This is a genomic window from Halalkalicoccus subterraneus (genome assembly GCF_003697815.1).
Classification (GTDB): Archaea; Halobacteriota; Halobacteria; order Halobacteriales; family Halalkalicoccaceae; genus Halalkalicoccus; species Halalkalicoccus subterraneus.
In genome coordinates this window covers 1-12,514 of the sequence record NZ_RDQG01000026.1, presented here as the reverse complement: position 1 = coordinate 12,514, position 12,514 = coordinate 1, and the positions used below count along the sequence as shown (strand labels likewise).

The following is a 12,514-nucleotide window of genomic DNA, read 5'->3' as shown; positions in this document are numbered from 1 at the left end:
GATGTCATCCGTCACCGAAAACGAAGTCGAGCGCAATGCCGACGGCCCCTGTGCGGTCGTCGACTCGCTGGGACAGATCGGCTCGCAGTGGCGACTCGTCGTGCTCCACGACCTGCAGGGCGGCGAGAAGCGTTTCAACGAACTCAAGCGCTCGACGGACGCCAACGCCCGGACGCTCTCGCGTGTGCTCGACGATCTGCGGGAACTGGGGTTCGTCGAGCGACGGCTGGAGGAGGACGCTCCGGTTGCGACCTACTACAGCCTCACCGAGAAGGGGCGGTCGCTCTGTCCGGTCTTCGACGAGATCGAGTGCTGGGCCGAGGAGTGGCTGTAGGCCCGACTCACAGCGCGTAGGGCCACGCAGTCGCACTCAACGCCAGCAACACGAGGGCCGCCCCGAACATGGTGGCGTTTTTCGTAAAGTGGATGACCTCCTGGTCCCGCTGGGCGGCCGGGATCGCCCAGAAGTCGTGCATGATCGGCGTCACCACCAGCAGGAAGGTCGCGACCGCGCCGGTCGAGAACGTCGGTACCAGCCCGAGGGCGGTCCCCAAGCCGCCGACCACCAACATCCCACCGGTCGTGACGACCGCACCCCTCGGTTTGGGAACCCCTTTCGAGTCGGCGTACTCGGTCATCCCCTCGACGTCGAGGAAGTGGTTCAACCCGTTGAACGCGAGGACGCTGCCGAACAGGACCCGACCGATCAGAAACAGTTCGGCGGCGAGCGGAGCGTCGAAAACGGTGGCCTGAGCGAGGGTCGTGGAGACGACTCTCAGCACAACGGTAAGCTCGAAACCCATCGATTGGATCGGGGCTATGACTGCCGACGGTATAACCCTTCGCGACCGACTCCGACACAGGTCACTCGAACTCCCCCTTTTCGATCTCCGGTTCGGGCTGGCGAGACATCCTGACGGTGCTTTCGGGGACGAACCGCGCTAGGTCGGTGGTCGTCACGATCCCGACGGGTCGGCCGTCTCGCGAGACCGGCAGTTTCTTGACGTTGTTCCGACCCATGCGTTCGCCGGCCTCGCGAACCGAGTCGCTTGGCGAGATCGTGACGACGGGATCGCTCATCAGCGCCGCCACGGGCGTCTCGGAGAGGTCGATCCCCTCGGCGACCCCGGCGACGATGTCCGTCTCGGTGACGATCCCCTCGATACGGTCCTCGCCCACGACGAGCGAGCCGATCCCACGGTCCGTTAGCTCCCTCGCCGCGGCGACTCCCGTCTCCTCGCGGTCGATCGTTCGAATCGGTGCCGTCATGAGGCCGGTAACCGGCGTATCTATCATTATTAATCGTTCATTACGAGAACGGCCTCAGTAATAAACGGTGGGACAGCGCACAAAAATTGCCGAGCGGATCAGTCGTCCTGTTCGGGATAGGCCTCTCGCAGGAGTTCGGGTTCGCGCTCGAAGCGCTCGCGGATGGGGGTGATGATCTCTCCGATGGCTTCGCCGGTTGCCCCCTTCAGGTCCTGAGGGTGGAGTTCGCCGGCGAGGAAGTCGTCTTCGAGCGTGCCGTAGTCCTCGTAAACGATATCGCCGCCGTACTGGTCGGGGCGCTGGATGACGAACGGTTCGTCGTCGAGTTCGAGGATCGGAAAGACGAGGTGCTCGAGATATTCGAGGACACCGTTTTCCTCGACCTCGCCTTGCGGGCAGTACGCGCCATCGATCTTTTCGCCTACGGTCTCGGGGTCGTCGGTGAGGTTCACTTTCGAGCCGGCCTCGCTTGCGCTCATCTTCCCGCCCGACAGGCCCGACAGAAGGGGTGCGAACAGACACAGCGGTTTGTCGTGGCCGTGCTCGGGCAGGATCTCGCGCGCGAGCATGTAGATCCCCCGCTGGTCGATCCCGCCGTAGGCGATGTCGGCGCCGAGCGCGGCGACGTCGAGGCTCTGCATCAGCGTGTAGACCAAGCCACCGAGTTTGGGGTTGTCGGACTGGCGAACGACCTCGCTGCCGGCTCGCTGGGCCCGTGAGATCGTCGTATCTGCGAGCAGGCGGTAGAGTTCGAGGGTGTATGGCTCCTCGAGTTCGAACTCCGTCCCTCGGACGAACTCGATCTGGTCCGGGTCCGCACCCGCGGCCTCGACCATCGCCTCGATGGCGGCGCGGTAGTACGCCGAACGCGCCTCGAGGAGTTCGAAGGGGCTCTTCTCGTCGTCGAGATGCGCATGGAGGTCGGCGACGAGAACGGTGACGTCGATATCCGCCCTGAGGAAGTCCGCGAGCTTGCGGATGGTGGTGAAGTGGCCGATGTGCATCTGGCCGGTCGGCGCGTAACCGATGTAGACGCTGGGATCGGACTCCTCGAGGAGGTCGTCGAGTTCCTCCTCGGTGACGACCTCCTCGGTGTGGCGGGTGACGAGGCGTTTTCGCTCCGCGGTGTTCATACCGGGGGGAGCCAACCGACCGGGGTAAATGGTTCGATTCGGCGAGTCGCTCCAAGCAACGGGGCTAAATAGCTCGACCGGCCGACTAGAGGTACCGAATGGCGCTCTCCGCGAACGACAGGTCGATCGCCGGATTCACAATGGCGGGCCACTCGCTGGTCCACTGGTTCGAGACCTCGATTCCGATCTTTCTGGTCGTGTGGCTCGCCGAGTTCGACGTCTCGGTCGCCGTCCTGGGGCTCGTGCTCGCGCCCAGCTACGGACTGTTCGGATTCGGGGCGCTTCCCGCGGGCATCCTCGCGGACAAGTACGGCCCGAAACGTCTCGTGCTGGCGTGTCTCGCCGGCATGAGCCTCGGTTTTCTCGTCCTCGCGGTCTCGACCAGCATCTACGCCATCGCTGCCGGACTGATCGTCTGGGGACTCGCCGCGAGCGTCTACCATCCCTCGGGGCTCTCGCTCATCAGCACTGGCGTCGCCGAACGGGGCACCGTCTTCGCGTATCACGGCATCGCGGGCAACGTCGGCATCGCGCTGGGCCCCTTCGTCGCCGCGACACTGCTCATCTTCTTCCCGTGGCAGCTCGTCGCCGCGCTGCTGGCGATTCCCGGGCTGTTCGCGGTGGTCTACGGTCTCTCCGCGGACTTCGACCCGACTGGTGGCGTCGAGGGAATGGACGCCTCCGAGGCGAGCGACAAGGCGCTATCGCTGTCGGATCTGCTTGGCAACACCCGAACCCTCTTCACGAGCGTTTTCGCGCTCGTGTTCGTCATCGTCACCTTCGAGGGGCTCTTCTATCGCGGGATGTTGACCTACCTGCCCGAGATCCTTCAGGGGCTGCCCGCACTAGAAGGCTTCACCGTCGGTCCCGACCTCGAGGGGATCGAGCCCTCGCGGTACATCTACGTCGGCTTCCTCGTCGTGGGCATCGTCGGCCAGTACGCCGGCGGCAAATTGACTGATCGCATGATCCCTTCCCGGGGTCTGCTCGGAATCTTCGTCGTTCTCGCAGCCCTCGCACTGGCCTTCATCCCCGTGACGGGGATGGGAATGGCACCTTTGCTCGTCCTCTGTGGTCTGCTCGGCTTCTTCCTCTTTGCCATCCAACCCTTCTATCAGGACGCCGTCGCAGTCCACACGTCCGCCGATAGCCGCGGGCTTTCCTACGGCTACACCTACCTCGGGGAGTTCGGTCTCGGCTCGGGCTCGATCGCTATCGGGGGATTCCTGCTCGACGCCTTCTCCCTCGCGACCTTCTTCGCCGTTCTCGCCGCGTTCGCGCTGATCGGTGCGGGCCTCTCGGCGGGCCTGCTCACGCTGCTCGATCGGTCCGAGTCGCCGCGAGCCGCCGAAACCGGTTCGGACGACTAGGGACCACGTTTTCGTTGCCGGCTTCGGGTCACCATGGATACCGACACGACCGAACAGTCCGCATGTCTGTATGACGTCTCCGAGGCCGTCGCGCTTTTCGACGTGCCGCCGGATGAAACACGCCGACGCTGTCGCCTGAACCCGACACGAACCGACGCACCATCGAATTTATATCTATAGAGAATCATACCACAATTAGGAAATGTCAATCGACGCAGGAACGGACGCGTCCGTCGTGCTCGTCGTCGACGACGAGCCCCAGCTTGCGGAGCTGTTTGCGGCCTGGCTCGACGACGAATGGGAGGTACGGACGGCCCACGACGGCGACGAAGCCCTCTCAGCGATGGACGAGGACGTCGCCGTGGTACTTCTCGACCGCCGAATGCCGGGCAAATCCGGCGACGAGGTCCTCGATTCGATCCGCGAGCGGGGCTACGACTGCCGGGTGATCATGGTCACCGCGGTCGATCCGGATTTCGACATCATCGAGATGGGCTTCGACGACTACCTCGTCAAGCCCGTCAGGAACGACGAACTCGCCACGACCGTCGAGCGGGTCTACCGCCGCCAGGAGTACGACGAAACGATGCGCGAGTACTACAGCCTCGCTTCGAAACGTGCCGTCTTGGAGACCGAAAAACCCCGCTCGGAACTCGAACGAAACGAGGAGTTCCGGCAGCTCGAACAGCGCCTGACGGTCCTCAGAAAATCCGTCGACGAGACCATCGAGGGGCTTCGGACCCACGAGGACTACGCCGCCGCCTTCCGCGACATCGACTCGTAGCGAGTTAGGACTGGCGGTAGATCAGGTTGCGCTGGATCTCGTTTGCGCCCTCGTAAATGACCGGAATGCGCACGTCGCGGTAGACACGGGCGATCCGACGGTCGGTGAAGATCGAGCGCCCGCCGTGGAACTGCATCCCCTGTTCGGCACACATCGTCGCCGTCTCCGTGGATTTCGTCTTGGCCATCGCCGCCCACAGCCCCGCGTCCTCGCCGTCACGGACCTTCTTCGCCGCCCGGTAGTTGAGCGCGCGGGCGGCCTCGAACTCGAGGCGCATGTCCGCCAGCCCGTGTTGGACGGCCTGAAACTCGTTTACCGTCCGGCCGAACGCCTCCCGGTCGTGGACGAACTCCCAGGCCTCCTCGATGGCCGCGGCGGCCATCCCCAGTCCGTGGCCGCCGACGACGACCCGACCGTGGTTGAAGAAGTCCGCGAGCATGAGAAAGCCGCCGTTCTCGTAGCCCACGAGGTTCTCCTCGGGGACGCGTACGTCCTCGAAGGTGATGTGGGCCTGCTTCGAGGCGCGCATCCCCATCTTCTCGGGGATGTGCTCGGCCTCGTAGCCGTCGGCGTCCGTCGGGACGATGATCATCGAGTGGTTCGAGTAGCGGTCGTTCTCCTCGCTGGTCCGGACGAACACCGTAACCCAGTCGGCCTCCACGCCGTTGCCGATCCAGTACTTCTCGCCGTTGATCACGTATTCTCCATCCCGCTTCTCTGCGGTGGTCGTCATCCCCGCGAGGTCGCTTCCCGTATCGGGTTCCGAGACCGCGAGGCCGGTGATCTGCTCGCCCGCAGCGACGGGTTCGAGATACTCCTCCTTTTGCTCCTCGTTGCCGTACTCGTAGACCATCTCCGCACCGAAACTCGCCAGTTGGAGAGTCAGGGCGATGCCGGCGTCAGCCTTATAAAATTCCTCGGCGATCGCGAGCATCTCGACGAGGTCGAACCCGCGCCCGCCCAGTTCCTCGGGGATGTCCTGGGCGACGAGGCCGGCCTCCTGACCGGCTTCGAGGATCTCCCACGGGTACTCGCCCTTCCGGAAACACTCCTCGGCGTTCGGGGCGATGTGTTCGTCGGCGAACTCGCGGGCCTCGGCTTTGACCTCGCGGGCGTACTCGGGGACGACGTCCTCGGTAAGCAGTTCCATAGCTCCTTATTGATTCGGAGGAACAAATAACTCGTGAAACGAGGCTAAACAAATGAAACGTTTATCGTTTGTTTTGGCAGGACGTTCGTTTGCGAGGTGTGCCATACCGACCCTACACGAGCCGGGGCCAAGAAATCAGCCCTCCATCGTCGTCCCCGCGAGCCGCGCCATTCCCCCCGCAAGCACCTGCGTCGCACTCGCACAGTCGTCCCAGTCGGTCCACTCCTTTGGGGTATGCGAGTAGCCGCCGCGGGACGGCGCGAACAGGAGGCCGGCGTCGGTGACCCGTGCGACCTGCATCGTGTCGTGGGCCGCCCCCGAGTGCATCGCCATCGTCGTGATCCCCGCGGCCTCGCCGGCCTCACGGGCGGCCGTTCGACAGCGTTCGGCCATCGATACCGGCTCGACGTCGAACTCCCGTTCGAGGGAGGTTTCGACCCCCCGGGAGGTTTCGAGGCGCGCGAGGCTCGATCGCGCCCGCGAGACGATCTCGTTCATCGAGTCGGACTCGATGTCCCGAACGTCGATCCCACACTCGATCCGTCCGGGGACGACGTTCGTCGCGTTCGGGCTCACGGAGAGGCTGCCGACGGTGCCGACCGCCGTCTCACTCTCCCTCGCGACCACCTCGTTTGCCGCCCGCTCGATGTCGAGGACGAACTCGCTCGCCGCAGCCAGCGCGTCGGTTCGATCGTCCATGGGCGTCGCGCCCGCGTGGTTCGCTTCGCCGGCGATGGTCACGTCACAGTGGGTGATCCCGGTGATGTCGGTGACGACCCCCACTGGAACACCGACCGTTTCGAGGCGTTCGGACTGCTCGACGTGGAGTTCGAGCCACGCGTCCCAGCCCGCGGCGTTGAGTCGCCCCTCCCCGCGGAAGCCGATCGATTCGAGGGCGTCTTCGAGGCTCACTCCGTCGTCGTCTTCGAGCGCGAGCGCCGCCTCGACGCTTCGTCCTCCCACCGCGACCGAGGAGCCGAGCATCCCCGAACCGAAGCGTCCACCCTCCTCTTCGGTGAACGAAACGACCGCGATCGGGCGTTCCGGTTCGGCTCCCGCTTCCTGCATGGTCCGGACGGCTTCGAGGGCAGCGTAGGTCCCCAAGGGTCCGTCGAAGATGCCGCCCTCGGGCACCGAATCGAGGTGGCTTCCCGCCGCCACGGGCGGCAGATCGGGGTCGGCGCTCTCGGGCGTCCACCGACCCACGACGTTGCCCACCGCGTCGATCCGCACGTCGAGACCCGCGTCCTCCAGCCGCTCGACGAGATACTCGCGGGCCTCGCCGTTTTCCTCGCTCGCGGCCCTGACGGTCCGTCCCCGCCCCTCGTCGCTTTCGATCGCTCCGAACTCTGCGGTTCGCTCGATGTCCTCGCGAAGTCGGTCTCCGTCGACGTTCATACTCCGTCTGCAGAGCGCGGGACAATTACCGTTGTGTTGTGTAGCTTCGACGAGTCGATCACGCCGGCCGCAGGCGGACGACCGGGGCGTCCTCGGCGTCGACGGCGACGTAGAGGTGGCCCGTATCGGGTGCGACCGCGACGTCCCGGACCCGCCAGCCCTCGCCCTCTAATAGGGATTCGCGCTCCTCGACGGTCCGGCCGTCGACGGCGAAGCGCCCGAGGTACTCGCCCGCGAGGGTCCCGACGAACAGGTCGCCCCGCCAGTCGGGGAACGCCTCGCCATCGTAGAACGTCATTCCGCTGGGTGGGAAGCCCCCCGATCCGCACTCCCAGTAGTATACCGGCGCGACGGTGTCCTCGCGTTCGTCGGGATCGTCACCGACCGGGTCGTCGGTGCCGTACTCGCAGGCGTAGCTCGCGACCGGCCAGCCGTAGTTGCCCCCGGCCTCGATCACGTTGATCTCGTCGCCGTCCTCCTCGCCGTGTTCGGCCTGCCAGATCGCGCCCGTCACCGGGTGGGTCGCCATGGCCTGCGGGTTGCGGTGGCCGTAGCTGTAGATCGTACCGAGCGCGTCAGGGTCGTTAACGAACGGGTTGTCCCCGGGAACCGAGCCGTCGAGTCCCAATCTGAGCGTGCTTCCGAGTTCGTTCGTGGTGTCCTGTGCGACGTGGTCGGGGCCGAACTCCTTGGACTGACGGTCGCCGACGGTCATATAGAGCGCGTCGCTTTCGACGAGCAGTCTAGATCCGAAGTGCCCGTCCGAGTCGACGAACGGCTCGGCGACGTGCAGCACCTCGAACCCCTCCAACCGCCCGCCGTCGCGGTCGAGACGCCCCCGGCCGAGGTGGGTCGCCGACTCGCCGGCGTCGTTGACGGCGGAGTACGTCAGGTAGACCCACGGTTCGTCGGGGTAATCGGGGTGAAGCACCACGTCGAGCAGACCGCCCTGCCCGACAGCGTACACGTCGGGGACGCCCCCGACGGTCTCGGTGGTGCCGTCCTCCCGGTCGACGATCGAGAGCCGTCCCTCGCGTTCGGTGACGAGCATCCCGCCGTCGGGGAGGAACGCGATGGCCCAGGGGTTCGCGAACCCCTCGGCGACCGTCTCAACCTCGTACCCGGCGGGCGCCCCATCACTTTCGTTACCGTCGGTGCCGTTCCCGCCGCCGGTATCGGATCCCGGCTCGTCGTCGGACGGGCCGACACACCCCGCGGCCGAGAGCGCGCCGATCGCGGCGGCGCTGTGCAGGAATCGTCGTCGGGTCGTCGCGTGGGTGGCGCGCTGGCTCACGATCGTCCGTTGGGGGCTAGTCGTATCACGATTTCGACGCCGTTCAGGGAACGATGACGGCCCGGCCCTCGATCTCGTTGTGTTCGAGCGCCTCGGCCACGTCGTTGATCTCATCTAGGGAGTACTCGGACGTCTCGAGGTGCATCTCGCCCCCCTCGACCAGCGCGACGAGCTCCTGCAGTTCGGTGTACTTCCCGACGATGTTCCCGACGTACGAGAACTCGCCGTTGACCAGCGCCTGCGATGGCTCGTGGATGTGCCCGCCGTAGCCGATGACGTGGTGATCACCACCCGGCGCGACGATGTCGGGAGCCAGGGCCGTCGTCTGGTCCGCGCCGACGAAGTCGAGCACCTGCTCTGCGCCCGCGCCGTCGGTGATCGCCTCGACGGCCTCGGCGACGTCCTCGTCGGCGGAGTTGATCGTGTGATCCGCGCCCAGCCGATCCGCAAGCGACAGTGCCTCCTCTTTGAGGTCGACGGCGATCGTGGTGGTCGCGCTCATCGCTTCGACCGCTTGGAGCCCGATGTGACCCAGTCCACCGATCCCGATCACGACCGTATAACTCCCCGGAAAGAGGTTCGGGGTCGCCTTCTTGACCGCGTGATACGCGGTGATCCCGGCGTCGGCGTGGGGCGCGATGTCGACTGGGTCCACCGAATCGAGTGTGATCGTCGCGCGCTCGGAGGTCAGCAGGTACTCCGCGAACCCGCCGTCGGTGTTAAGCCCGGGGAAGGCCGCGTTCTCGCAGTGCATGTCCTCGCCCAGCCGGCAGGCTCGACACTCCCCGCAGGTCACGTGGGGGTGACAGAGCACCTTGTCGCCGACCTCCACGGTCGAGACCTCCCCGCCGATCTCTACTACTTCCCCGGCGTTCTCGTGGCCGAGCGTCATCGGGAGGTCCTGCTCGACGTAGTCGGTCCACATCCCCTCGATGATGTGGTTGTCCGTCTGGCACCAGCCCGCTCCCTCGACCTCGACGACGACGTGGTCCGATCTCGAAGGGGTGGGCCGATCGATCTCGTCGATCGAGAGCGCCTCCCCCATCTCCTCGGTGTACTCGTGGAGTCTCGCGGCGTCCATAATACGGCTCGATACTCGACTGATACCGCCAAAAAGATTGTGTACGAGGCGATTCGGGTCGAACCGCCGGTGTACGAAACTATAATTATAATGGATCCTTAGCCACTCACGGAATGTATCAGTACGAGGGAGAGGACGTGTTCGTGCTCGACGGGCACGTCCACTGGTGGGACGCGAGCAAGGACAACATCAGCCACGAAGGCGGCGAGCAGTTCATTCGCTGTTTCTACGACTATCACACGGGGTTCACACCCGAGGAGCGCCAGTGGAGCCTGGAGGAGTACCGCAAGTACGACAAGGAGCGGATGGTTCGGGACATGTTCGGCGACGGCCACGCCGACATGGGGATCCTCCAGCCGACCTACCTCAACGAGTTCTACACGGAGGGGTTCAACACGATCGACCGGTGTGGGGAACTCGCCGAGGACCACCCGAGCCGGTTCATCGTCAACGGCCGGTTCGATCCGCGCGAGGGCGAGGCAGGCCTGAAGGAACTCGAACGCCAGGCCGAGGAGTTCGACGTCCGGGGCGCGAAGGTCTACACCGCAGAATGGAACGGCGACTCGAAGGGGTGGCGTCTCGATTCCGAAGAGAGCTTCGAGTACCTCGAGAAGTGTGCCGAACTCGGCATCAAGAACATCCACGCCCACAAGGGCCCGACGATTAGGCCGCTGAACCGCGACGCCTTCGACGTAGCCGACGTCGACGACGCGGCGACGTCGTTCCCGGAACTCAACTTCGTCGTCGAACACGTCGGCCTGCCCCGACTCGACGACTTCTGCTGGATCGCCGCCCAGGAGCCGAACGTCTACGGCGGGCTCGCGGTCGCCGCGCCGCTGGCCGAAAGCAGACCCAGAAAGTTCGGCGAGATCATGGGCGAACTGCTCTTCTGGCTCGGGGAGGACCGGATCCTCTTCGGCAGCGACTACGCCATCTGGGAGCCCGAGTGGCTCATCGAGGCGGTGATGGAGGCCGAGATGACGCCCGAGCAACGCGAGGAGTACGGCGTCGAACTCGATCTGGAGGTCAAAAAGAAGATCATGGGCGAAAACGCCGCCAAGCTCTACGACATCGACATCGAGCGCCAGAAGGAGATCCTCCGCGACGACGGGGTCAGCGAGGAGTTCGGGCTTGCAGAGCAGTACGGGGAAGGAACCGCAGTAGCGGACGACTGACATGAGCGAAACCCACCGAATCAGTCCCGAGACGATCGAGGAGCGTCTCGAAGTGGTAACTGATCCCGAACTCGACCGCTCGATCGTCGAACTCGACTACATCGAGGACATCGAGATCGACGGCGGGTCGGTCGAGGTCGCGTTCACGCTGCCGACGGCGTGGTGTTCGCCCGCGTTCGCGTGGATGATGATGGCCGATGCCCGGGACGCCATGGCCGCTCATCCTGCGGTCTCGACGGCGAGAATACGCCTTCGGGACCACATGCACGCCGCGGAGATCAACGAGGGAGTGAATGGAGACCTGGCGTTCGGGGAGGCGTTCGAGGACGCCGACGGCGAGGTCGAATCGGTTCGCCGCGAACTCGACGGGAAAGCGCGCGTTGCACGCCAGTACCGGGCGACGGAGTCCCTGTTGGATGGGGGCCTACAACCCGAACAGATCGCCCGACTCCGCCGGGAGGACCTCGCAATCGATCCCGAATCGAGCCGTGCGACGATCCGGCTGAACCACGATCTCTCGGTCTGCGTCGAGGCCGAGTCGCTCGAACGTTACCTCGAGAAGGCGCTCGCGACCGGGATCGCCGACGAAGCGGAAAAACGGCTGTTCGTTACGCCCGAGGGCGAGGCCATCCAACCGAGCGAGTTCGAGACGGTCCATAGTAGGGGCCGGCTCGCAGCGACGAACATGACCGGCCAGGGCCACGTCTGTGAGAACCTCGGCGCGTCGCGGATCGGCTCCCCGAGCGACTGAGCGGTCAGGCCTCGCCGAGCCCGTAGCGCCCCCCGTCGACCCACTCGGATTTCTCCCAGCCACAGTCCGGACAGCTGTCTTCGGTCCATTCGAACTCGCTCCCACAGCGCTGGCAGAGCGCGGTGTCGGGTTCGGTGCCGTGGGCCAGTCGGGGTTCGTTCTCGTCGGAGGTGCTCTCGTCGGCCATACGCGAACCGACGTATCCGTCAGTATTAAACACCGGGTATGCGCCGTGATCCACGATCGATAGCACGAAAGGGGTGACCAGGGGACCGAAGGACCGAAACCGAACCGCAAACGCCGAGTCGATCCATCAGTGACCGGCGTTCTCGTCTATCGCTCCGTCGGCTATGCCCGTTCCGATACCAGATTTCGCTCAACGACGACAATGAAAAAGAACGTGTCGTCAGTCGGACGGCGTCGATTCCCCGTCGTGGCGCAGCCGGTCGTGATCAGCTGAAGAGGCGCTTGAGACGCTTGAACAGCCCCTTCTCGGGATCACCGCCGCGGCGCTGTTGCTCGTCCCCATCGTCACCGGCGGCCGGTTCCCCGCCGGTGGCCACGGATTCGGCGGGGTCGCTCGACCCGCCCGCACGCTCGACGGCCTCCTCGATCAGCGATTCGGCGTCGTTGACGGCGTCCTTGACTGTGCCTTTCACCACCGTCTTTTCGGTGAACCGGTCTCGGTTCACTGATGTATCCGACGCGATGATGACGGCGTCGGCCGCCACGATCTCGTCACTACTCAGTTCGTCCTCGGCACCCATCGCGCCTTGGATCTCGACGCGGATCTCGTGGCCGAGTTTGTCGGCCGTCTGCTCCAGGTTCTCGGCGGCCATCTGGCTGTGTGCGATACCTGTCGGACAGGACGTGATTGCTACGAGTTTCATGGTTCGAGTCGTTCCGTGAGTTCTCCTTTCGTCTCCGATCCGAGCGCGCGATCCGCGAGCCCCTCGGCCTCGGCGGCGTCGAGGGCTCGTACCCCGGCTTTCACCTCGGGGATCGTCACCGCGCTCATGCTCAGTTCGTCGAGTCCGAGCCCGACGAGCAGTTCCGTGAGATCGGGATCGCCCGCCATCTCCCCGCACATCCCGACCCACGCGTCGTTC

The 12,514-nt window shown here is 65.1% G+C and carries 15 protein-coding genes; 5 read left to right on the top strand and 10 right to left on the bottom strand.

Features of this window, described 5'->3' with window-relative positions:
• The first annotated feature begins 1 nt into the window (after position 1).
• On the top strand, positions 2 to 334 hold the full coding sequence (locus EAO80_RS07745) for a winged helix-turn-helix transcriptional regulator (protein ID WP_122089353.1): 333 nt from the start codon (positions 2 to 4) through the stop codon (positions 332 to 334).
• 7 nt (positions 335 to 341) lie between these two features.
• Here EAO80_RS07745 and EAO80_RS07740 read toward each other — a convergent pair whose 3' ends face one another.
• The 3 genes from EAO80_RS07740 to EAO80_RS07730 all read right to left on the bottom strand — a co-directional run bounded on the left by EAO80_RS07740 (position 342) and on the right by EAO80_RS07730 (position 2,402).
• On the bottom strand, positions 342 to 803 hold the full coding sequence (locus EAO80_RS07740) for a DoxX family membrane protein (RefSeq protein WP_122089352.1): 462 nt from the start codon (positions 801 to 803) through the stop codon (positions 342 to 344).
• 61 nt (positions 804 to 864) lie between these two features.
• Positions 865 to 1,269 carry a CBS domain-containing protein gene (locus tag EAO80_RS07735; RefSeq protein ID WP_245998528.1) on the bottom strand — a complete coding sequence of 135 codons (405 nt, stop codon included), beginning with the start codon at positions 1,267 to 1,269 and terminating at the stop codon, positions 865 to 867.
• A gap of 98 nt (positions 1,270 to 1,367) precedes the next feature.
• Positions 1,368 to 2,402 carry a tyrosine--tRNA ligase gene (locus EAO80_RS07730; RefSeq protein WP_122089350.1) on the bottom strand — a complete coding sequence of 345 codons (1,035 nt, stop codon included), beginning with the start codon at positions 2,400 to 2,402 and terminating at the stop codon, positions 1,368 to 1,370.
• A gap of 98 nt (positions 2,403 to 2,500) precedes the next feature.
• Between EAO80_RS07730 and EAO80_RS07725 the strand changes: the two genes are divergently transcribed.
• On the top strand, positions 2,501 to 3,772 hold the full coding sequence (locus EAO80_RS07725) for an MFS transporter (protein WP_122089349.1): 1,272 nt from the start codon (positions 2,501 to 2,503) through the stop codon (positions 3,770 to 3,772).
• 202 nt (positions 3,773 to 3,974) lie between these two features.
• The gene (locus tag EAO80_RS07720; RefSeq protein WP_122089348.1) at positions 3,975 to 4,556 is read left to right on the top strand and encodes a HalX domain-containing protein; all 582 of its coding nucleotides are present in this window, start codon (positions 3,975 to 3,977) and stop codon (positions 4,554 to 4,556) included.
• 4 nt (positions 4,557 to 4,560) lie between these two features.
• Here the strand turns inward: EAO80_RS07720 and EAO80_RS07715 are convergent, their stop codons facing one another.
• From EAO80_RS07715 to EAO80_RS07700, 4 genes are all read right to left on the bottom strand, one after another.
• On the bottom strand, positions 4,561 to 5,706 hold the full coding sequence (locus tag EAO80_RS07715) for an acyl-CoA dehydrogenase family protein (protein WP_122089347.1): 1,146 nt from the start codon (positions 5,704 to 5,706) through the stop codon (positions 4,561 to 4,563).
• Positions 5,707 to 5,841: 135 nt separating this feature from the next.
• Positions 5,842 to 7,104 carry a Zn-dependent hydrolase gene (locus EAO80_RS07710; protein ID WP_122089346.1) on the bottom strand — a complete coding sequence of 421 codons (1,263 nt, stop codon included), beginning with the start codon at positions 7,102 to 7,104 and terminating at the stop codon, positions 5,842 to 5,844.
• 58 nt (positions 7,105 to 7,162) lie between these two features.
• The gene (locus EAO80_RS07705; protein ID WP_245998526.1) at positions 7,163 to 8,398 is read right to left on the bottom strand and encodes a PQQ-dependent sugar dehydrogenase; all 1,236 of its coding nucleotides are present in this window, start codon (positions 8,396 to 8,398) and stop codon (positions 7,163 to 7,165) included.
• 43 nt (positions 8,399 to 8,441) lie between these two features.
• Positions 8,442 to 9,479 carry an NAD(P)-dependent alcohol dehydrogenase gene (locus tag EAO80_RS07700; RefSeq protein ID WP_122089344.1) on the bottom strand — a complete coding sequence of 346 codons (1,038 nt, stop codon included), beginning with the start codon at positions 9,477 to 9,479 and terminating at the stop codon, positions 8,442 to 8,444.
• Between the two features lie 113 nt (positions 9,480 to 9,592).
• Here EAO80_RS07700 and EAO80_RS07695 point away from each other — a divergent pair, with 113 nt between their 5' ends.
• Together EAO80_RS07695 and EAO80_RS07690 are read left to right on the top strand one after the other, a co-directional pair.
• Positions 9,593 to 10,654 carry an amidohydrolase family protein gene (locus EAO80_RS07695; protein WP_122089343.1) on the top strand — a complete coding sequence of 354 codons (1,062 nt, stop codon included), beginning with the start codon at positions 9,593 to 9,595 and terminating at the stop codon, positions 10,652 to 10,654.
• Between the two features lies 1 nt (position 10,655).
• Positions 10,656 to 11,405, top strand: a complete 750-nt coding sequence (locus tag EAO80_RS07690; RefSeq protein WP_122089342.1) for an iron-sulfur cluster assembly protein — start codon at positions 10,656 to 10,658, stop codon at positions 11,403 to 11,405.
• A gap of 4 nt (positions 11,406 to 11,409) precedes the next feature.
• On the opposite strand, the gene EAO80_RS07685 is transcribed toward EAO80_RS07690, so the two are convergent.
• The 3 genes from EAO80_RS07685 to EAO80_RS07675 all read right to left on the bottom strand — a co-directional run.
• Positions 11,410 to 11,592 (bottom strand): hypothetical protein, encoded by a 183-nt coding sequence (locus tag EAO80_RS07685; protein WP_122089341.1) that lies wholly within the window; start codon positions 11,590 to 11,592, stop codon positions 11,410 to 11,412.
• 265 nt (positions 11,593 to 11,857) lie between these two features.
• Positions 11,858 to 12,295, bottom strand: a complete 438-nt coding sequence (locus EAO80_RS07680; protein WP_122089340.1) for a PTS fructose transporter subunit IIB — start codon at positions 12,293 to 12,295, stop codon at positions 11,858 to 11,860.
• Positions 12,292 to 12,514 (bottom strand): putative PEP-binding protein (locus tag EAO80_RS07675; protein WP_303645840.1); only part of this gene is annotated, 223 nt, incomplete at its 5' end. The genes EAO80_RS07680 and EAO80_RS07675, both read right to left, overlap by 4 nt.

Coding starts and splice junctions, on each gene's coding strand:
- EAO80_RS07690 (WP_122089342.1), top strand. CDS start 10,656: ATGAGCGAAACCCACCGAATCAGTCCCGAGACGATCGAGGAGCGTCTC.
- EAO80_RS07730 (WP_122089350.1), bottom strand. CDS start 2,402: ATGAACACCGCGGAGCGAAAACGCCTCGTCACCCGCCACACCGAGGAG.
- EAO80_RS07725 (WP_122089349.1), top strand. CDS start 2,501: ATGGCGCTCTCCGCGAACGACAGGTCGATCGCCGGATTCACAATGGCG.
- EAO80_RS07710 (WP_122089346.1), bottom strand. CDS start 7,104: ATGAACGTCGACGGAGACCGACTTCGCGAGGACATCGAGCGAACCGCA.
- EAO80_RS07735 (WP_245998528.1), bottom strand. CDS start 1,269: ATGACGGCACCGATTCGAACGATCGACCGCGAGGAGACGGGAGTCGCC.
- EAO80_RS07745 (WP_122089353.1), top strand. CDS start 2: ATGTCATCCGTCACCGAAAACGAAGTCGAGCGCAATGCCGACGGCCCC.
- EAO80_RS07700 (WP_122089344.1), bottom strand. CDS start 9,479: ATGGACGCCGCGAGACTCCACGAGTACACCGAGGAGATGGGGGAGGCG.
- EAO80_RS07715 (WP_122089347.1), bottom strand. CDS start 5,706: ATGGAACTGCTTACCGAGGACGTCGTCCCCGAGTACGCCCGCGAGGTC.
- EAO80_RS07695 (WP_122089343.1), top strand. CDS start 9,593: ATGTATCAGTACGAGGGAGAGGACGTGTTCGTGCTCGACGGGCACGTC.
- EAO80_RS07685 (WP_122089341.1), bottom strand. CDS start 11,592: ATGGCCGACGAGAGCACCTCCGACGAGAACGAACCCCGACTGGCCCAC.
- EAO80_RS07740 (WP_122089352.1), bottom strand. CDS start 803: ATGGGTTTCGAGCTTACCGTTGTGCTGAGAGTCGTCTCCACGACCCTC.
- EAO80_RS07680 (WP_122089340.1), bottom strand. CDS start 12,295: ATGAAACTCGTAGCAATCACGTCCTGTCCGACAGGTATCGCACACAGC.
- EAO80_RS07720 (WP_122089348.1), top strand. CDS start 3,975: ATGTCAATCGACGCAGGAACGGACGCGTCCGTCGTGCTCGTCGTCGAC.